The following is a 20,672-nucleotide window of genomic DNA, read 5'->3' on the forward strand; positions in this document are numbered from 1 at the left end:
GGTTGTGAAAGTGGCAAGGGTTTTATTTTGTAGCACAGCTTGCAAGAGGTGCAGGAATCATTTGATGAAAGTAATAGTGCATAATTTATAATATTATGTATATTTTTACAAACATAGTTATAAAATAAATTATACAAGTAACGTTACTCATATATAACAATGAAGCAAGCATATGCGCAATCACACTAAGAATATAAATAGACGCTTTAGTCAAATATTGCTATACTATAAATTATGAGAAAATTCCAAATTGTCACCTTATTTCCTGAGATGTTTACTGGTGTCTTTGGCAGCTCTATGATGTGGAAAGCGCAAAAAGACGGTTATGTTGAGCTGTCAACAATCAATCTGCGCGAGTTTGGAATTGGTGCGCGTCAAACAGTTGATGATACGCCATATGGCGGCGGTGACGGCATGCTTCTGATGGTTGAACCGTTATGGCGAGCGGTTGAGCAAGCGAAAGAAAACGACTCAACTGCAAAAGTTGTCATCATGACGCCGCGTGGTATGCGTTGGAAGCAGGCGCTTGCGCAAGAATATAGTGAGCAAGATCACGGATGTATCTTTATCTGCGGCCGGTACGAAGGATATGATGAACGGATTATGGCACTTGTCGATCAAGAGCTAAGCGTTGGCGATTATGTGTTGACAGGTGGTGAGCTGCCGGCGATGACGATTATTGATAGCATTGTGCGGCTTATCCCGGGCGTACTTGGTGGCGAAAATAGCGCGGCAATTGAAAGCTTTAGCGATGGTGAAACGCTCGAGTTTCCTCAGTACACGCGCCCTGAAGAATGGCGCGGCATGAAAGTTCCCGAGGTGCTGCTGAGTGGCCATCATGGCAATATTGCTAAATGGCGTGCAGAGCATAGCCGTAAGGCAGAATAGGAGCCATTCGGTTCAGTGCGCATTGGGAGCCGAGTCTTGTAAGTTGCGTGTGCTCTCAGAAACCCCAAATACCCTGCAAAAAGCAGGGTATTTGGGTTGTTGTGGTGGATATATCGGAGAGCGATCGATACAAGTTTTGGTGTTTGTTTTTTGTAACTTCGCTATCTGTAGAATACATGGAATTGCAGCGCATGGCAAGTATTTTTTGGACAAATTTGAAAAAATCATGTGGAAAAACGGTATACTAAAGATGTGAAACAGTTTATAGCTAGCATTTTTCCAAAAGAATTTTTTACAACACGGGCGAATTATGTTGCGTTTTATTTGGCGTGGTGGACGGTTGCGGTACTTGTGCTACAGCTGTTTGCGTTTGAAAAGTTTCCTGGCACGTTTAGTGGCTTGTCGAGTGATGTGCAGGTGCGCGCTGCAGTCACGATTGTCATTGTCGAGCTGTTGTCGTTACCGTTTTTGTTATCTATGCGATTGTCGGACGTTGTTCGACGCATTTCCGGTATGTTGTCGGTGCTTGCGCCGTTTATTTGGATTATTCTCAGCTTCGTTGGCAATGGACGCGTTAGCCTATTCGGTGCGAAGTTACCGGCGACACCAGCGGTGTGCGGTGCTGCTGTTGCGACCGTGTGGCTTGCGGTGGTGATGTACTGCTGCACAGTAGAGTGTCGTAAAAAGAGTTGAGTTTTTGGCGTAAAGGTACTATAATCTAAAGAGCTTGTCGTATTTCATTTGGCATTTTGAGCCAGTATCGGTGTATTGGGGATTCGCCAAGTGGTAAGGCACTGGGTTCTGGTCCCAGCATTCGGGGGTTCGAATCCCTCATCCCCAGCCAAATGAAATATGATGAAGGACCATCAGTGGTAAAACGCCACTGATTTTTTGTACAGAAAAGCTTGGAGTTATCTGCGGAGAGAACGGCGCAACGATGTAGGCGCGACAGTATAACACTCTCTAGCGGAAACTTTCTCCTTAACGACGTGTAGACAATAGCGAAAAGTCTAGCCAGCGATGATTTTAATGTGCCCTGTTCGTATAGCTTTTGGGAGTCGGTACAAAAATGCAAATACATCCTGTAATTGGATGATAAAATAATATCTGTAAGATAGTACACAGGGCTTAAGGCTATGCAAATATGATGAAAAACAGAATCTTGTGCTACGTTTGTTTATTCGCGTCGTTTGTGGTGTCATCGATTTCTATACAGACATCAATGGAGGCTGGATCAAGCGGCAAAGTCTCGAATGTGTGGCTGCATACGTTTGAGTTTTTTATAGCAGTATTTTTGGTTGCGTTGGCGATCTATTTTAAGTATAAGTCTTTGCGGGATAAAGATAGGCAATTGTAGCGCTATCTTTTGACAAATTGTCCTAATCCCGACATAATAGAACTATGAGTACGATTACAGCACCACGCTTGCCGAGTGGCTTCAATGAATATTTACCGGCGGAACAAATTGAGTTTAATCGTTTACTGGCTATTATCCGAACAACATATGAGCATTATGGATTTACGCCGCTTGATACGCCTAATGTTGAACTGAGCGAGGTACTGCTCGCAAAAGGTGGCGGCGAAACCGAGAAACAAATTTATCGGTTTGAGCGTGGTAAAAATGACTTGAGTCTACGATTTGATTTAACTGTGCCGCTTGCGCGCTACGTTGCACAGCATCAGGGTGAATTGGCATTTCCGTTCCGGCGCTATCAAATTGGCAAAGTGTATCGCGCAGAGCGGGCGCAGGCGGGGCGATTTCGTGAATTTTATCAGTGCGACATTGACATGATCGGCAGTGATAGTTCAATAGCGGATGCAGAATTTCCGGCGATCATCAATGAGATTTTCGAGCAGTTTGATTTTGGCGAATTTACGATCCGTATCAATAACCGTAAAGTGCTAAATGGATTTTTTGACGAACTTGGTTTGGGTGCGGCGGCGACTGACGTATTACGGATTATCGACAAAATTGAAAAAATCAGCCGTGGTGATTTGATGGCTGAGTTGCATAATGCCGGTTGCAGCGACGAACAAGTCGCACGCTTATTGGAATTTATCACGATTCAAGGTGAGAATGACGAAATTCTACGCAAACTTGAGACGATTGACATCAATAACGAACAATTCCAGACGGGTGCGCGTGAACTTCATGACGTGCTGACAGCGCTGCGTGCAATGCATGTTCCGGAGCGGCGCGTGAAGCTTGACCTGACAATTACACGCGGTTTGGATTATTACACTGGTACGGTGTACGAAACTAATTTGAACGACCACCCGGAGGTCGGCAGCGTGTGTTCGGGTGGGCGGTACGATAATCTGACGGCGAATTATTCCAAGCGATCGTTGCCGGGTGTGGGGATCTCGATCGGCCTGTCGCGGTTGTTCTATAAATTGCGCGAAGCGGGGATTGTTAAGCCGGCGCAGCAAACGCTTGCACGCGTGATGGTGGCGCCGCTTAGTTCCGCACAGTTGACGCGTGCGCTTGATGTGGCACATGAACTGCGCACGGTGTGCCCGGTGACGACGTACGTTGATGATGTTACAGCCGGCAAGAAACTGAAATATGCCGACAAACTTGGCGTTCGCTATGCAGTGCTAATCGGCGAAGATGAAGCAGCGGCGGGCGATGTAACGCTAAAAGATATGCAGACGGGCGAGAATCGGCGCATGTCGGTGCGCAATGTTTGCGATCTGTTGCAAGCGTAAGACACTTATGCTTGAGTTTTGCTAAAAATCTGTTGCAAAAACCACTTTCTTTTCACGCGTTTTCACGTAGTATACTTGAGGTATGAGCAAAGCTCATGCTAAAAACGAAAGGAGGACGACAACATGAAAATGTCCACCAAGACAATTGCATCACTGATGGTGGTGACGGCGGTTGCTTCTGCGATACCTGGGGTAAGCCAGCTTGGCGTACCACGGCAGCGTCGCAAATCACAATTTGATAAATTACTAGCGGTTCATGATCGCAAAGGTGAACTACGCGCAGAGATTTTGGGGATTAGCGCGCTCACGTTTCGTCAGATGAGTCGTACGCGTTCATTTGCACAGATCGTACGCGAGTGCGGTATTGGTTCGACGCGGGCGTTTCGCTTGGCGTTATTCGGGCGATTGCGCGACGAATTATTGCGCCGCGGCTGGTCGCGAGCGAAGATTGACGCGTATATGACGGCGCGCGCAGTCCGCGTGGCAGCGTAGTCTTTTAGCAAAAAAACTGCTCGGAAATTAATGATTTTCGGGCAACTTTTGTATACAACAACATAAATAGCGTATATAAACATGAATGAGACGCTATCGCTAGTGTTATGCTACTAAAATTATTAATTTCAAGAATTGACATAAGCATATATAGTATACTATCATGAAATACATACGCTATATATAGCGTTTCGCTGTATCTCTGGAGGGCGATCGGCGGTATCATATAAACAAACAATAAATAATAAGTAGAAGTGCGCTGACGTCGTTGGTGTTTCGTTTTGTGCGCTTAAAATTATACAAGGAGGGGTATGTATAACTACATCAAAAAACGCGACGGCCGAAAGGTCAAATTCAACGACCGCAAGATTATGTCGGCGATTGAGCGCGCTGGACTTGAGACGGGCGAGTTTGCAGAAGCCGAAGCAGACAAGCTGACGAAAAAAGTATTGGCGCGCGCCGAAAAAGAGTTAACGGAAAAAGTGCCGGGTGTCGAGCAGGTTCAAGATATTGTCGAAGAAGTTTTGCTTAGCAGCCGCTATAAAAAAACCGCCAAAGCATATATTATTTATCGCGATCAGCATAAGAAACTGCGCGAAATTACCGATGCGGCGCACCTTGACTTGATGGATCAGTACTTATCGCGGCTTGACTGGCGTGTGAACGAAAATTCAAATATGGGGTATAGCTTGCAAGGCTTAAACAACTACATCGCGAGCGAAGTTAGCAAAACATATTGGCTTAATAAGGTTTACACACCGGAAATCGGTCGGTTGCACCGCTCGGGCGATATGCATATTCATGATTTGAATTTGCTGAGCGTGTACTGTGTGGGCTGGGATTTGCAGGATTTGCTGCGCAGCGGATTCACAGGTGTGCAAAACAAGATTTCCAGCAAACCGGCGAAGCACTTTCGTGCGATTCTCGGGCAAGTTGTCAACTTTTTCTATACGCTGCAAGGCGAGGCGGCAGGCGCGCAAGCATTTAGTAACTTTGATACGCTGCTTGCGCCATTTATCAAATACGACAAGTTGTCGTACGACGAGGTGAAGCAGTCGCTGCAGGAATTCGTGTTTAATGTGAATGTGCCGACGCGCGTTGGTTTTCAGACGCCGTTTACAAACATTACGCTTGACCTGGAGTGCCCGAGCTATATGAAGGGGCAGCCTGTGGTGATCGGCGGCGAATTACAAGATACGAATTACGGCGATCACCAAGAAGAGATGAACATGTTTAACCGCGCGCTGCTTGAAGTCTTAACCGAAGGCGACGCAAGCGGGCGTGTGTTCACGTTCCCGATTCCAACCTATAATATCACGAAGGACTTTAACTGGGATAATCCAGTGATTGAGAATTTGTGGGAAGCGAGTGCAAAGTACGGTATTCCATACTTTAGCAATTTCGTCAATAGCGACATGAGTCCGGAAGACGCGCGTAGCATGTGCTGCCGCCTGCGCATTGATAATCGCCAGTTAGAATATCGCGGCGGCGGGTTGTTTGGCAGTAACCCGATGACTGGTTCGGTTGGCGTAGTGACGATTAATTTGCCGCGCTTGGCGCTGAAATCAAAAGATGAAACAGAATTTCGCAAGGGTCTTGACTATCTGATGGAGAAGGCGAAGGAGTCGCTTGAAGTGAAACGCAAAACGCTGGAAGTTCTGACTGACAAGAATCTTTATCCGTATACGAAATTCTATCTGCGTGATATCAAGAAGCGGTTCGGTGTATATTGGAAAAACCACTTCTCGACAATTGGGCTGATCGGCATGAATGAGGCGGCGCTGAATTTACTCGGCGCGGACATTGGCAGCGATACGGGCAGAGAATTTGCGGAGCGCACGCTTGATTATATGCGCAATCGTTTGGTTGAATTTCAGAAAGAGACGGGTAATAACTATAATTTGGAAGCGACGCCAGCTGAAGGCACGACGTACCGTTTGGCGCGAATTGATAAAGCGGACTTTCCAGAAACGGCGCATTTCGCGAACGGTATCGGTGCGGCGGTTGAGCATCCGTTTTTATACTAACTCGACGCATTTACCAGTTAATTATACTGACGACCTGTTTGAATTACTTGATTTGCAGGATGAGTTGCAAACGAAGTATACAGGCGGCACGGTGATTCACTTCTTCTTGGGTGAGCGCATGGCAAATGCAAAAACGCTTAAAGGACTCGTGAAGAAGATTTGTGATAATTACCGTTTGCCGTATTTTACCTTTAGTCCAAGTTTCAGCATTTGCCGCAATCACGGATATTTGCTTGGCGAGCAGGCGCATTGTCCGAAGTGTAACGAGCCATGCGAAGTATATTCGCGCGTAGTTGGTTTCTTGCGCCCGGTCGAGCAATGGAACAAGGGTAAGCAGGCTGAGTTTGCGATGCGCGAACACTATGATAAGGTGGTTGAAGTAGTAAAAAAGTAGGAGAGGCGGTGTCTCGGAATACGGTTTAGTTACCGCATTCCGAGACGCTATACAGGTAGCGGAAATGGTAATCGGTGGCGTACAGAAATTTAGTACAGTAGACGACCCGGGCTATGTAGTAGCGGGATTGTTTACCGTTGGCTGCAATATGCGCTGCGGATACTGCCATAATCCCGAACTAGTGTTGCCAGAGCAATATGCAGGCGGCATTCCCGAAGATGAGATTTTTGAGTTTTTGGAGTCGCGGCGCGGCAAACTAGACGGCGTATTTATTAGCGGCGGCGAGCCGACGATGCACGATGATCTGCCGGATTTAATACGTCACTGCAAGAATATGGGATTTCGGGTGAAGTTAGATACAAATGGCACGCATCCGGATATGCTGCGCGATATTCTGGCGGAAGGTTTGGTTGATTTTATCGCGATGGATGTGAAGGGTCCGCTGAGCAAGTATTCGCAAATCGCTGCTCGACCAGTGAATCTGGATGCGATCAAAGAATCAATCCGGCTGATAAAAACGATTGATCATGAGTTTCGGACGACTATCGTGAAAGGACAGTTGGAGGTTGATGATTTTGGGGCGGTCGGCGAACTAGTAGATGGCGCGCAGCGGTTTGCGTTGCAATATTTTTTGACTGGTCCGACGCTTGTCAGTCCGCAGTTTCGCGATCGCGTGAGTTTTTCGCCGGATGAAATGGAACAAGCGAAACAAATTATGCTGCGACACGTGGCAGAATGCGTGGTGCGCTGATGGAGTGGCTAACGGCAAAGGTTTTACGCGTTCAGCGTGAAACGGACGACATAGCGACGATTTTTTTCACGGTGCCGGGGCGGGATTTTCATTATATAGCGGGACAGTACATCACGGTATTTTTCGAACAAAGCAGTACGCCGGAAGGCAAAGCGTATAGCTTGTCGAGCGCGCCGTATGAAAAATTACTGAGCATTACGGTAAAAAAGGTTGGCGAGTATTCTGGGCGATTGCATGCGCTCCGTGAGGGCGATTCGTTCATGATTTCCGAAGCATACGGGACATTTAATCCGCAGACGATGAAACCGCTGGCGTGTATCAGCGCAGGCTGCGGGCTTGCCCCAATATGGAGCGTGCTTAAAGACGAATTACGCTGCAATACGAACAGGCGGGTACAGCTCTTTTTTAGCAATAAAACGGTCGATTCTATTCCGTTTTTTGACGATCTGAACGCGTGCCAGTCAGCGCACCGCAGCGTAAAGATCTACCATTACATTACTAGGCAGCACGACGTGCCGGCGAATATGAAAAAGGGTCGGATCGACCTAGACCAATGCGTGAGCGCGGTGCCAAATGAAGTCGCGTATTTGGTCTGCGGATCTGCGGACTTTGTGCGTGATATGTGGCGCGGGCTAGTTGAGCGCGGCGTGGATGGCGGCAGTATTAGCACGGAGACATTTTTTGAATGAAACAGAACTTTGAAAAAATGGAAACAAAGAAGCGTCCGCGGGTCAATCCGCGGGTGGCGGTAAATATGGGGAAATGCGCTGCTTGCCCGCTCGTTAATTTATGCCAGGCGGCACGCTTGAAGCGTCCAGATATTGTGAATGACGACAATTGCCAAGCGGTCGTTGAGCACATGGAGAGCGATTCAGGCGGCGGGGAATATTTGCCGAGTACGAAAGAACAGTTTAACGATAATTCGCGAAACATGGTTTTCGCGACTGATTTGCACCGCGTGCCATCGCAGAAGCAGAACATAGAGAAACAAAAGCAATTAGAACGAATCGCAGCAGAAAAAAAGCGCCGCGCCGAACAGCAGCGTGATTTGCAGCTAAAACGCCAGCGCGAGCAGCAGGCAACCGCGCGCGCGCGGCAGAAAATGCATCAAAATAAATTACAGCAGGAGAAGGTGCGATCGGTGAAAAGAAATCAGTCCCGCGGGAAGGAAAATTCTTTTCTCGGAGAAATGGTTCGTGTTCTTGTTGAGCCGTTTTGCCGCACGCTCGGCAAGCGCGCCACGCAAGCTGCGGGCGTAGTGGCAAAACGTTCGTAAGCGCGCTATACTATAGCCATGCAGTTTCTTGTCCGCTTTGTTGCTGATTGGCTGATGATTCCGGTCGTGCTTGTATCACTCTATGCGCTTGTTTGGCGCGTGCCGAACCGGCTGCGATATGTGCGGTATTGTTATATTTTGATGGCGGGCGCAACGGCGTATACGTTGGCAAAGGTAGCGGGGCTATTGTGGCAGCCTGAACAACTGCGCCCATTCGAACTGATTGGCGCGGAGCCGGGCGCGGCATATTTGAATAATCCAGGATTTCCGTCGGATCACGCGCTTTTCACGATGTTTTTAGCGCTCGCTGTTTGGTATGGAACGCGTAATCGCCGGCTTGGAATAACGTTGGTCGTTTTAGCGGCGATAATTAGTGTGGGGCGCGTGGCGGCGCTTGTACATACGCCGCTTGATGTAGCGGGCGGTGTAATTATTGCGTGCGTCGGGTCGTTGTGGTACGGCGTTGATAAAATTATGAATAGATCTAGTAAAATACGCAAAAATGTAGTAAAATAGCATAAAGTTAACCGAGCGGAGCAATATAGTAATGAATGAAACGGCGAGCGAAACGAGATCAAACCTTGTGCCGATGACGTGGCGCGAGTTGGCGCGGATCGGTGCGATTGGTGCAGTGATAGGCGCGTTGAGCGTTGGTTTGTACGTGTTGTTCCATACGTATATATTCCAAGCGGTGCTGTGCCGCGATCAGGCGAACACAGCGTGCGGGCAGGCGGCAACGTATGCGGCGATCACAACAGCATTTATTGCGTCGTTTGTTGCCGTGGTAGTGCTGGCTCATATTCGCGTGTATCGTCCGCTATTGATTATTCTCGCGGCGATTTTGGCGCTGTGGGGCATCCAGTCGATTGTGGCAGTACTGCCGTGGTATTGGGCGCTTGCCGGCATGATAGCGGTCGGCGCTTTGGCGTACAGTTTGTTCGCGTGGATTGCGCGCATTCGTTCGTTTATTCTGTCGGCAGTGGCGGCGATTGTGATCGCGGTGATTATCCGCTGCATCATCGTATTATAGCCTTGAGTGCTATAATAAGGTCATGGAACTTATTCTTATTGTTTTGCCTATCATTGTCATTGTCGGCTTGGCGTGCGGCTTAATAATTCTGGCGCAAAAGATTAACAAACTCACGCAGCAAAGTGCGGTTGAATTAGTAAAGAGCGATGTCGTGGAGCTGTCGCGGTCAATTGCGGCGCTGCAGCAGACCATGGGCGACAAGCTAGAGCGTTCGCAGCTCGCAACGCAGCAATCGGTGCAAAAGCAGCTGAGTGAAAGCGCGAAATTAGTCGCAGACGTCACGCAGCGCCTGACGAAATTAGACGAAACAAACAAGCGCGTCGTCGATGTGGCGACTGATTTGAAGACGCTGCAGAATGTTTTGCAAAATCCAAAGCAGCGCGGCGTATTTGGCGAATATTATTTATCAAGCGTGCTCGAAAATGTGCTTGCGCCCGGGCAGTATCAGACGCAGTATAAGTTTAAGGACGGCGAAATTGTTGACGCAGTGATTTTGCTTGACAAAGGGCGGATTTTGCCGATTGACAGCAAGTTTAGTTTGGAAAATTACAACCGTATGATTAACGCCAGCAGCAAAGAGCGCGAACAATTACTTACGAAAGTAAAGGCCGATTTGAAAGGGCGCATTGACGAAACGAGCAAATATATCCGCCCGGGCGAGCGTACGATGGATTTTGCGTTTATGTTCATCCCGAGCGAATCGCTGTATTATGATTTGTTGATTAATAACGTCGGTAGTGGCGGCAGCTCGCGTGATTTGATTGAATACGCGTTTCGCGATAAGCATGTTATCATTGTTAGCCCGACGAGTTTCATGGCATATTTGCAAACAGTATTGCAGGGTTTGCGCAGTTTGCAAATTGAAGAGCAGGCAAAGGATATTCAAGTGCGTGTCGGTAAATTAGGACAGCATATTGCGAAGTACGACGAGTATATGAATAAGCTCGGCAACTCGCTTGGTACGACGGTGAATCATTACAACAATGCATATAAAGAATTCGGCAAAGTCGATAAGGATGTCGTGAAGATTACCGGACGCGACACGGCGGTTGAGCCGCTGTTGATTGATCGCCCGAGTGTGCGTGATTGATAAAAATAAAAATCCCTCCGGCTAAGCGAAGGGATTTGTAATAAAGTAATGTGGCGGCTAGTCGTTCTTTTTGCTGTTTGCAATGAGCAAGTATAAATTACTGCCGACCATCGCGCCAATCAATGCGCCAAGCAGCGATTCAAGCGTGAAGCGCGATTTGCTGACTTCGCCTGCCGACGCGGAGCTGTTTGTTAATTCGGCTTTCGTGTGATCGGTCATCGCGAGCGCAATAGCTGGGTTCAGGCTTGCGCTTTTGACGTATGCTGAATGCGGAATTTCAACATCTTTGCTGCTGTTCGCCGATTGCGAAGCCTTTTGGTAGTCGGCGACCGCTTGCGTTTTCGTTTTATTTAACAAATAGTTTGAGCTGAGTAATCCGACAGTAAGCGCCAAACCAATTGTTAGCGCCCGCAGCCCTACGCTCAGTTGCTCGCGGGTGACTGCGGCGGTCAGTGCGAACAAGAATACTGCCGTACCGACTAGCTCAATGCCGAAAATTGACCAGTCCATGCTGGTAAAGTTGTCAAAACTAAAGTTGATAGAATTGTGCGCGATTGTGTTTGTCAGAATGACAGCCAGCATCGCACCGAGGAATTGCGACCCCCAGTAGAACGGTAGTAGGATTGGCTTTAATTTACGAACCGACCACAAACCGAGTGTTACTGCCGGGTTGACATGCGCGCCTGATACGGCGCCGACCGTCATAACGATAATACTGAGCGCAAAACCAATCGCGATTGCGCCGATGCTGCCATCGTTAAACGATGTTAACGCGACGAGCGTCAAAATAAACGTGCCGACCAGCTCGGCAAAAATAACGTTGATAATATTTTTCGGCAGCGTGGTTGTTTTTTCACGCTTAGCAACGGTGACGACTGGCTCTGTATTCACAGCAGGCGCTTTCTTTTTGGGAGCGCTTGTGCTTACAGTGCGCACAGTCGTTTTACTTGCCTTGGCTGCGGCCGGCTTTTTGGCGGTCGCTTTTTTGGTAGAAGCGGCTTTTCTAGTAGCCATGTATATCCCTCCTTTACTGAAATATATGATAAGTATACCACATGCGCTCATCTGTGCGCTATAGAGATAGAGTGGTATAATACGTGCATGGGACGATATCTAGAACAACACGAAGGGCGAAGCGAACTGCAGCAGCGAATCGCGGCGGAACTTCGCGCCAAAGCTGAGGCGAAATCAAAGCAGACGTCAGACAGCGACGACGATAATTATTATCGTGAGCGCGCCGGCGTGGACGATACAGCGTATTTGCAGGGTACGAAATTAACGACGACATTAGCGCCGGCGTGGATACTCGTCGGTTTGATGGCGGCCGGCGTGTTTGGATATTTCGTGTATTTGGTGAGCCGGTAGGTAGCGTATGGATATAGAAACGATTGCAAAGACTTTGACCGACCGAGCGCTCGCCTCAAGCGCACCGCGCGAAGTTTTGCGCGCGCCAGAGTTAAAAGCGCTGTACGAGCATATCAAAACGCTGCCATCTGACGAACGCGGCAGCTTTGGCAAGCGCGTCAACGAGCTGAAGCAGGCGCTTGAACTGGCAGTGTCGGCGCGCCAGGCGGAATTAGAGAAAGTTGATTTGCCGCCGATTGATGTTACTGCGCCGATGGATGTTAATACTGATATTCCGCCGCTCTTGCCAAGCGATCAGGGTACGATACACCCTTTAAGTGCCGAGATTGAACGCATTAGCGGTATATTTAACCGCATGGGCTACTGTGTCGAGGAGTCGCGCGAAATCGACGACCAGTTCCATATGTTCGAAAGTTTGAATTTCCCGAAGGGCCATCCGGCGCGCGACGATTACGATACATTTATGACCGAACAGACGGACGTAAACGGCGACCGTCTGATTGCGCCGGCACATACCAGCACCATGCAGAACCGCGTCTTGCAAAAGTATCGCGCGCAGCTGGAGCGAGGCGAAGCTATTGCTGCTATCGTCCCCGACCGCGTCTTCCGTAACGAAGACCTGGATGCGCGGCACGAACATACGTTTTATCAAGTCGAAGGCGTCTATGTTGGCAAGGGTGTCGCTGTCGGTAACCTGATTGCCACGCTACAGGCATTTTTGCAGGAATATTACGGTAAAAAACTTGACGTGCGTGTCAATCCATTTTATTTCCCATTTACTGAGCCAAGTTTTGAATTTGCCTTGAGCTGCCCATTTTGCGAGGGTAAAGATCCGTCTTGTAAAGTTTGCTCCGGCGAGGGTTGGATTGAATTATTGGGCTGCGGCATGATTCACCCGAACGTATTGCGCGCCGCCAACATCAACCCGGATGAGTACACCGGCTTTGCGTTCGGCTGCGGTATTGACCGCCTGGTCATGATGCGCTACGGCATTGAAGACGTGCGGCATTTTGAAAGCGGTAGGTTAGACTTTTTGGAGCAGTTTTAGTGTGGTCAACAGCTATAAAATGATAAATTAAAGTGAATAAACGTGAACATTCTACATGCAACTCGTAACATTTCTACCACTAGAGTGTGGAAGTGGCTGACTTCTAAATTCAATAAAGTACGACATGCAAGTTATTTTTGGACGTTTGTACTCTGCGGGTTGCTTGTGGCGTTTTTCTTGATTTGCAAACTCGTACCATGTGTACCTGAATGCTTAATCCCATGGTTGAGAGAAGATTCCGAATCTAGGGGACTTAAGGTAGATTTGTTGGCATATATCGCAGCACTTGCTACAGTTATGATACCTATATATTTGTTTATTGCCGAACAAAAGGTCGGTGTTGGCAAAATTGGCTCACTTGCGTTACTGAGGTATGCTAATTTTCGAACAGTCGTATTCTTGTTGATCACTCAGGTAACACTAATGCTCTTTGCTGATGTTGGTAAAAAGACAGATTACTTTACTGTGCTACTGATAATTGCCAGTCTAGTTACGGTAGTTTACGCCTTGCGTAAGGTGCTTCAAGTGCTGCTTCAAGAAAAGTCTAATGGTGAAATATTAAAACCTATCGTAAGGAATGTAGTTGCTGCATGTTTGGATGCGGCTATTCAGGATCGATATAAGCGTGATGACATATACAGAAGCATAAAGAATAGTAGTTATACAGATATTTTTGTAACAATAGATGAAAGTGAGTACTCAAAATTTTCTGTTAAGTCCACCAGGGAAGGGCGAATTGCAAGCATTAATGTTGTGTCTATTGACGAAGCGGTGGATAAGTTGTTTGGTGTGAAGGCGAACGAGATAGTAGGAGATGTGTCTAGTGATTTAAGTCAAGATAAGCCGAAAGTTATAATAGAGCTTAACTTTCTTATGGGGCGCGGGTTGGTGGATGTAGGTGATGATATATGTTCGATTTACATTCTGAAAGATCGTGGCAAGCGTGATGGCAAGATTGAGCAATTAAAGAGCTGTATCATTAAAAATGTAAAAATTAGCAATGAGAGCGATAAGCCGATTGCACTGGTGACGGATTGGCTTGATGAGATTGAGCGAAAAATTGATGAAACGCGGTCTATTGACGGCGTCGCTGCACTCAATCAAGCTCTTGACTGGTACGAAATGATTGTAGACGAGCTAGACAGTTATATTAGCGAAAAACTTAAGTTCAGTATCGAAGATGCAGAAGCTATTTTGGGCCCTTGGCAAGTTGATGGCGTTAGCCAAGTTTTTAGAAGAACTCACCAGATCATCGATGAGGCTCTACGCAATGAGTCTAAGAGGGGCAACGTAGATAGGTTTAATGCTGTTTATGATTTTGCGTATAGAAAAGCTTTGAATAATCGATATCTAATGGCAACCGTTCGCTTCCGTAGGTGGCTTAGACTTGCAGTGTATTTAAGCGTTGAAACTAGTGAGATTGAGGAAGAGGTTTTTGATAGAGTGGTTGATTCGTATGCAACATACATAGGCGGTAGTTTATATGAGATTAAGGAGCAAGGCTACGGGCACGATCACGATTCGTTGGATACTGTTTCTATATATCTTGATGATACAAGAAATATGCTACTTTACGCTATAAAAAATCGCAATACTACAGATAATAAAATCAAGAGTGAACGAAGCAAAAAACTTTTTGAAAAAATCAGTAAAGTACTAATAAGATATTCACATCAAGGATTGGGTTATCGTCGATATTCTCTACCAGATAAGATTGATCAGAAGTTAGGCAATGTTCTTCTATTGGTTGCAGTATATGCAAAGTATAAAAATCAAGATGAACAGTGTACAGCTCTGTTCAATAGGATCAACACATGGAGTCCTGAATATTTAACGGAAAGGACGCTCACTTGCTACGACAATAATTTGATAGACAAGTGGAACATAAATACATTTGATCTAGAGGCTGATGGGCAGGTCCACGATGTACCAGATTTGAATGGAGGATTGAGGGAAATATGGCTTGATGGTGTCAAAAATAAAATAGATGATTTATATGTACGAAAAAATTTTCAGACAGTGGGGCTGGAGAATACCCTATTCTTTACTGGTGGTATGACAGAATTTAAGAATACGCCCTTTCACGAGTATGAAAATAATATAAATGAGGATTTGCTAAAGGCTATTAAAGAATGTTGCAAAATCCGATGGGACTGGGAAAATAACCAACTCGCGAAAGCTCCGCTTGACCAAAATAAAATTGATGAGTTTCACAAGAAAGCCGAAAATAGCTTTAGGCAGCAATCAATAATGACAAAGATTTTACCTAAAAGTAAATTGGTTCTACACAGGTCAATCGAAGAAGGGGCAAAAGGCTATCGTCAATATGGAATTAATACAGTTTTTGGCAAGGAAGCGTTTATTAAGGATTGGCATGTGAGCGTAATGGTTGATAACGTTGCCTCTGACATTGGTCGACAGGCGGCCGTGGCGGAAGATTCTGAGATAATAAAAAAGCTTACAAAAAAATCAAACCAAATAAAGATAGAGGAAATTGGCGACAAAATAGGTGCTGTCAAGGACGAGTGGATTGTAATATTGCAGAATATTGATATATGGGAGATACCGTGGAACCTAGAAGAGCTTTGCGATAAGAGGAACGATCGTACAAATGTATACATAAAGGGTATCAAGCAGAGACTACCTGCATTTGAACTGTATGACAATAACATGAACGACAAAAGAATAATTTTTATTCGCAAGTCGACTCTCGGATCACTTGAATATAAGGCCAGCGACAGCGGTAATCTTGATTTTAGTATAAAATCTTTTTACGATGATGTAGAGCTAGTGAATAATCTGATAGAACAGAAGCCTGACTGGCTGCAAGAAAAAAGCACAACCAATGACGAAATGCGTCGTTACTTAAATACAAGAGTATGGCTTTATTTGAATCGCATATTTCGTTATAGTTCGTCAGGCGATGAAGAGGTTTTTGTGTGTGATATGGCGAATGTATAGTCTAATTCTAAAGCTCTCAGCTGTGGTAGAGATGAGGATTAGTATATGTCTAATCCTACAAATCCACGCTGCTTGATTTGACTATGTTTGACAGCAGAGTATTTTGTCGATTGAGGTGTTGAAAACAGCGGTGGCATTATTATGCACTGGTGTTGACTATAAATTACGTACATCAACGAAACACTTGATTACGCTAGCGAGCAGTGGTTGAAAGCCACCGACTCGGACTGGTGCGAAGTGGAGAGTATTATGCCACTAAAGTCATCGTACTTGACGCAATGAGTAGTTGGCGCACCGACCGCACAAAACTACCGTCATGTTTCGGCGTTGCGCCGTGTGCGACAGATTACTCCAGAAGTGATGTTGATTCAAAATATTTACCGTTCAGGAACAACTTATAATGCCGGCGAACAACTAGATTATTGAGCGGGTAACTAACTATTTCACTCAATTACGGTTCCAAATGGCTTGCCGGCTTTTAAAATGCTCCAGATATGGCGTATAATTGAGATAGTATGAAAGTCAGTCTGAATATCGTTAAAAGTTTAGTTAATTTTGAGTTGCCACCGGTGGATGAATTGGTGGCGCGGGTGAATGTGCAGTTAGGTAGCGTCGAGAAGGTCATTGACCTGGGCGCTCAGTACAAAGACGCGCGGATCGTGCATGTTGTACAGTGCGAGCCGCACCCGAATGCCGATCGGCTGCACGTGTGTTTAATAGATGATGGCGGCACTGTTGCTAATGTGCCGCGCGATGATAAAGGCTATGTGCAGGTGGTCTGCGGTGCGCCGAATGTCCATGCTGACATGTGGGCAGTGTGGTTGCCGCCGAATAGTACGGTGCCAGCGAGTTTTGACGACGCGGAGCCGTTTGTACTGAACGCACGCAAGTTGCGCGGCGTATTGAGCCAAGGGATGCTGGCGGCAGCAGATGAGTTGGCGATTGGCACAGATCATGACGGTATTGTTGAAATCCGCGAACGAGATATGCCAAAAGGCGCGGTATTGCGAGCGGGCGATAGTTTCGCGCAGGTGTTTGGCTTGGATGATGTTGTGCTTGATATTGAGAATAAGATGTTTACGCACCGGCCGGATTGTTTCGGACAATTAGGTGTGGCGCGCGAAATTTCTGGAATTTTCGGGCAGGCGTTTACCAGTCCGGATTGGTATACGGTGGCGCAGAAATTTGCTGATGGCAGCGGGCTGAAGCTTGACGTCTACAACGATATACCGGATTTAGTGCCGCGGTTTATGGCAGTGGCGGTGAAAAATGTGACGGTGCAGCCGAGTCCATTGTGGCTACAGTGTCAGTTAGTAGCAATGGGCGGCAAGCCGATCAATAGCATCGTTGACGCGACGAATTACATCATGCTCATGACGGCGCAACCGACGCACGCTTACGATTATGATAAATTGCGCGGCGGTAAGTTAGGTGCACGTATGGCGCGCGAAGGCGAAACGATTGCACTATTGAACGGTAAAACGTACACGCTCGGCACGGACGATATCGTCATCGCAGACAGCGAACGAGCGGTAGCGCTGGGCGGTATTATGGGTGGTGCTGACACGGAAGTTTCAAGTGATACGAAAAATATCGTGCTAGAATGCGCGAATTTTGATATGTATACAGTGCGAAAAACTGCTATGCGCCACGGCGTGTTTACCGACGCGCTAAGCCGGTTTAACAAAGGCCAGTCGCCATTGCAAAATGCGCCCGTATTGAAGCGGTTGATGAGTATGGTCGGCGGTGAGCAGGCAAGTGAAGTGCACGACAAGAAACAATTTAGCGATGAATTTGATGAATATTTTGCGGGTAAGTATACGCCGGCGAACATTGACATTAATAGTTCGTTCATCAATCAGCGGCTTGGGCTGCAACTGACAGATAGCGACATATATACGTTGCTCAATAACGTTGAGGTTCATAGCCACGGTCCAGAAGATAAGCTCGGCTATACGTGTATACAAGTGCCGTTTTGGCGTACTGATATTGAATTGAAAGAAGATGTCGTCGAGGAGGTGGGGCGATTGTACGACTTCGGCAAATTACCGCGCGAGCTGCCGCAGCGTTCGACAAAGCCGGCGCCAAAAAATCCGCGGCGCGAATTGAAGCGGCAAATTCGCGAGCAGCTGTCGCGCGCCGGCGCAAACGAAGCGCTTACCTATAGTTTTGTGCACGAGCATATACTGAAGCGCGCCGAGCAACATGCAGATCAAGCGTATAAGCTGAGCAATGCACTGAGTCCTGATTTACAATACTACCGTTTGAGCGTGCTGCCAAGTTTGCTTGACAAAGTCCATGCGAATATCAAGGCGGGGCATGATGAGTTTTGTTTATTTGAGATCGGCAAAGGACACGATGTACGGTTGCCGCATAGCGAAGATGGTTTGCCGAGCGAGCAGACATTTGTCGATGCGGTGTATGCGGCGAAGAAAGCACGCGCTAGCGCGCCATATTATCAGGTGCAGCGCATGGCGGTGCGATTGCTCAGCTCATTGGGCGCACAGTTTGAATTAACCCCAATGGCGACTGAGAACGATGACGGTGAAGGACTAAGCGGCGTTGAGTTTGAAGTCGCTGCGCCATTTGATCGGCAGCGAAGCGCGTGGATACTGTGCGGTAAGGAGCGGCTTGGTATTGTTGGTGAATTTAAGCAAGCGGTACGCCGGAATTTCAAACTGCCGGAATATGCTGCTGGATTTTCGATTGATTTCGATCAGTTGTTAGCACAGCCGCGCGATGGGCAAACCTATCGGCCGCTGAGCCGCTTTCCATCGACGAGTCGCGATGTGTCGCTGCGGGCGCCACGCGACGTATCGTATGCTGAGCTTTACCATGTGGTGCAAGCGGCAGTTGGCGAATCGGCAGGCGATATCACCGTGACAATTGAGCCGCGCGCGATTTTTCAGCCGGCGAATGATCACTCAATAAAGACGACGACATTCCGATTGCGCATGACGCATTATGAGCGCACGCTGACGGATGCGGACGCGAAACCGATTGTCGACCGCGTGGCGACGATGGCGCTCGCAAAACTTGGCGCGGAGTGCGTGTAATAAATATAAGAGAAAGTATTACTCTCGATCTTCGCTGCGTAATGGCCATTGCGGCAAGCTGTTGCGAATTAGAACAAAGCTGCGGCGCGTCGGGCGCCCGACAAGCACGCCAAACGACGCGCCTGCGGCAATAGCGACGGAAATAAGAATAGCGCGCAGCAGCAAATCGTCTCCGCCGGGCGCATTTTCCGGTGCGATTAACCCCATTAGCCCATTGTACAGAATTAGCCCCGGCACGAGCGGTACGATGCTAGCATTGACGATCGCAAGGCTTGGCATGTGCCAAACGCGCGACACAAGCGTAGCGATAAATCCAATCGTAATGCCGGCAAGCGCGTTAGCAGGGATTGATGAAAGCCCCGCGCCGCTGCTTGCTAAAAAGGTGTAATAGCCGAGCAGTCCGGTTGCGCCGGTCAAAATAATGCCGCCGAGCCGCGTATGGTTGCCAAGCGCAAATGATGCCGAAATAATGACAGCGCCTAGATATTGATAACTCGCGCTTGCAAACGTTAGGCGGTCGGGCGTTGGAATGAACGAAATGCCGAGTTTCCGGCTAGCGTATAAGCCGATGCCAACGCCGGCGACGATGCCGGTCGTCATCATAGCTACGCGCAATAGTCGTGCGCCGGCAGTAACATAATATTCGTCGATCGCGTCTTGAAAGGCGCCGACAATCGCCATGCCGGCAACGAGCAAGACGATTCCGCCGACCGTAATGAGCGTCGGGTTGACGCTTCCCATGAAGTCGACATAGCCATGGCTAACGAACCACATAAGCGCGGAAGCGAATAGCGTAATGAATAATGATGCGACGACTTGCGTGAAAAACGGCGGTAAAGCCAGCCGTCCGAGCCTTCCGAGCAGCCATGCTGTAACGGCGCCGACGAAAAATGCAATTAAGACAAGCGGCCAGGTCGCTGAGTAGAGAATCGCTGAGCCGGCGCTGATTCCGCCGCTTGCGATATAAATGACCCAGCGCGGATAACGGCGCACGTGCGATAATATTTTGTCGAGAGATTTTTCGGCATCGTCAAGCGTGAGCGTGTGGTTGGCGATTTTTGCGCTCAGGTCTTGCAATTGCTGCATGAGCTGGTAATTCGTTTCGCGCGGCGTGATTGTGCGGATTAGTGTGAGCGGTTCGTGGTCGACACCGCGGTCTTGCGAAACAAAAATTTGCGTGTAGCTGATATCAATATGGACTTTCTGCCGGCAATAAACATCGGTAATATTGAGCGCTAAATTCGTGACGCTATGCGCCGGCATACCCATTGACGATAGTTGGTCTGCCATCGTCATGACGAGGCGCAACGCACGCATATTTGGCGTGAGCGTGTTGTCGATTTTTTCGAAATCTGCGATTTTTACCGAACCTTGCGCGGCAATAATTTTGCCGAACGAACGGCGAACCAGTTGCGTAAATGAATTCATACCGTTCATTATAGCAAGCTGCACGCGAAAAGTTACTTATGATTTTTTGTTTTTGCCGCCGGAATCGCCTAGCGCGCGCAGAGAGAATTTGCTATACTATAGGCTGATTATAACGAGAGGGGAATATGGCAACATCGAAAGTGCAGCGTTGGGGAAT

At 47.7% G+C, this 20,672-nt stretch carries 17 protein-coding genes, 1 tRNA gene and 1 pseudogene; 17 read left to right on the forward strand and 2 right to left on the reverse strand.

Translation table 11 applies throughout. The features are described from left to right. The first annotated feature begins 234 nt into the window (after positions 1-234). The 12 genes and pseudogenes from trmD to J5A52_02120 all read left to right on the forward strand — a co-directional run bounded on the left by trmD (position 235) and on the right by J5A52_02120 (position 10,657). Positions 235-888 (forward strand): tRNA (guanosine(37)-N1)-methyltransferase TrmD, encoded by a 654-nt coding sequence (gene trmD / locus J5A52_02065; GenBank protein QUB37855.1) that lies wholly within the window; start codon positions 235-237, stop codon positions 886-888. A 252-nt stretch (positions 889-1,140) separates the two neighbouring features. After that, complete coding sequence (locus tag J5A52_02070) at positions 1,141-1,581, forward strand: hypothetical protein (GenBank protein QUB37856.1); 441 nt, start codon at positions 1,141-1,143, stop codon at positions 1,579-1,581. Positions 1,582-1,657: 76 nt separating this feature from the next. Continuing rightward, positions 1,658-1,732: transfer RNA gene (locus tag J5A52_02075), tRNA-Gln, on the forward strand. 557 nt (positions 1,733-2,289) lie between these two features. After that, positions 2,290-3,597, forward strand: a complete 1,308-nt coding sequence (gene hisS / locus J5A52_02080; GenBank protein ID QUB37857.1) for a histidine--tRNA ligase — start codon at positions 2,290-2,292, stop codon at positions 3,595-3,597. Between the two features lie 123 nt (positions 3,598-3,720). Beyond that, complete coding sequence (locus J5A52_02085) at positions 3,721-4,089, forward strand: hypothetical protein (GenBank protein QUB37858.1); 369 nt, start codon at positions 3,721-3,723, stop codon at positions 4,087-4,089. A 311-nt stretch (positions 4,090-4,400) separates the two neighbouring features. Continuing rightward, positions 4,401-6,510: pseudogene (locus J5A52_02090) on the forward strand (ribonucleoside triphosphate reductase). Positions 6,511-6,574: 64 nt separating this feature from the next. Continuing rightward, entirely contained in the window at positions 6,575-7,261 is a 687-nt protein-coding gene (locus J5A52_02095) for an anaerobic ribonucleoside-triphosphate reductase activating protein (GenBank protein QUB37859.1), read from the forward strand. Beyond that, positions 7,246-7,950: a hypothetical protein gene (locus J5A52_02100; protein QUB37860.1), complete on the forward strand. Its 705-nt coding sequence runs from the start codon at positions 7,246-7,248 to the stop codon at positions 7,948-7,950. Before J5A52_02095 ends, J5A52_02100 begins: the two co-directional genes overlap by 16 nt. After that, positions 7,947-8,537 (forward strand): hypothetical protein, encoded by a 591-nt coding sequence (locus J5A52_02105; protein QUB37861.1) that lies wholly within the window; start codon positions 7,947-7,949, stop codon positions 8,535-8,537. Before J5A52_02100 ends, J5A52_02105 begins: the two co-directional genes overlap by 4 nt. Before the next feature lie 18 nt (positions 8,538-8,555). After that, positions 8,556-9,053, forward strand: coding sequence for a phosphatase PAP2 family protein (locus J5A52_02110; GenBank protein ID QUB37862.1), 498 nt, complete (start codon positions 8,556-8,558; stop codon positions 9,051-9,053). 31 nt (positions 9,054-9,084) lie between these two features. Beyond that, entirely contained in the window at positions 9,085-9,567 is a 483-nt protein-coding gene (locus J5A52_02115) for a hypothetical protein (GenBank protein QUB37863.1), read from the forward strand. A gap of 22 nt (positions 9,568-9,589) precedes the next feature. Beyond that, on the forward strand, positions 9,590-10,657 hold the full coding sequence (locus tag J5A52_02120; GenBank protein QUB37864.1) for a DNA recombination protein RmuC: 1,068 nt from the start codon (positions 9,590-9,592) through the stop codon (positions 10,655-10,657). A 57-nt stretch (positions 10,658-10,714) separates the two neighbouring features. On the opposite strand, the gene J5A52_02125 is transcribed toward J5A52_02120, so the two are convergent. Next, entirely contained in the window at positions 10,715-11,671 is a 957-nt protein-coding gene (locus J5A52_02125) for an aquaporin (protein ID QUB37865.1), read from the reverse strand. Between the two features lie 87 nt (positions 11,672-11,758). On the opposite strand from J5A52_02125, the gene J5A52_02130 reads away from it, so the two are divergent. The 5 genes from J5A52_02130 (at position 11,759) to pheT (ending at position 19,087) form a co-directional block, all read left to right on the forward strand. Then, complete coding sequence (locus J5A52_02130; GenBank protein QUB37866.1) at positions 11,759-12,022, forward strand: hypothetical protein; 264 nt, start codon at positions 11,759-11,761, stop codon at positions 12,020-12,022. Positions 12,023-12,029: 7 nt separating this feature from the next. Beyond that, positions 12,030-13,070 carry a phenylalanine--tRNA ligase subunit alpha gene (gene pheS / locus J5A52_02135; protein ID QUB37867.1) on the forward strand — a complete coding sequence of 347 codons (1,041 nt, stop codon included), beginning with the start codon at positions 12,030-12,032 and terminating at the stop codon, positions 13,068-13,070. A 267-nt stretch (positions 13,071-13,337) separates the two neighbouring features. After that, on the forward strand, positions 13,338-16,031 hold the full coding sequence (locus J5A52_02140) for a hypothetical protein (protein QUB37868.1): 2,694 nt from the start codon (positions 13,338-13,340) through the stop codon (positions 16,029-16,031). Between the two features lie 203 nt (positions 16,032-16,234). Then, a complete protein-coding gene (locus tag J5A52_02145; protein QUB37869.1) occupies positions 16,235-16,432 on the forward strand; it encodes a hypothetical protein in 198 nt (65 codons plus the stop codon). Between the two features lie 114 nt (positions 16,433-16,546). Next, the gene (gene pheT, locus J5A52_02150; GenBank protein ID QUB37870.1) at positions 16,547-19,087 is read left to right on the forward strand and encodes a phenylalanine--tRNA ligase subunit beta; all 2,541 of its coding nucleotides are present in this window, start codon (positions 16,547-16,549) and stop codon (positions 19,085-19,087) included. An 18-nt stretch (positions 19,088-19,105) separates the two neighbouring features. On the opposite strand, the gene J5A52_02155 is transcribed toward pheT, so the two are convergent. Further along, positions 19,106-20,515: a threonine/serine exporter family protein gene (locus tag J5A52_02155; GenBank protein QUB37871.1), complete on the reverse strand. Its 1,410-nt coding sequence runs from the start codon at positions 20,513-20,515 to the stop codon at positions 19,106-19,108. Between the last annotated feature and the right edge of the window lie 157 nt (positions 20,516-20,672).

This window comes from TM7 phylum sp. oral taxon 349 (genome assembly GCA_018127705.1).
In the GTDB taxonomy this organism is placed as follows: Bacteria; Patescibacteriota; Saccharimonadia; order Saccharimonadales; family Saccharimonadaceae; genus Saccharimonas.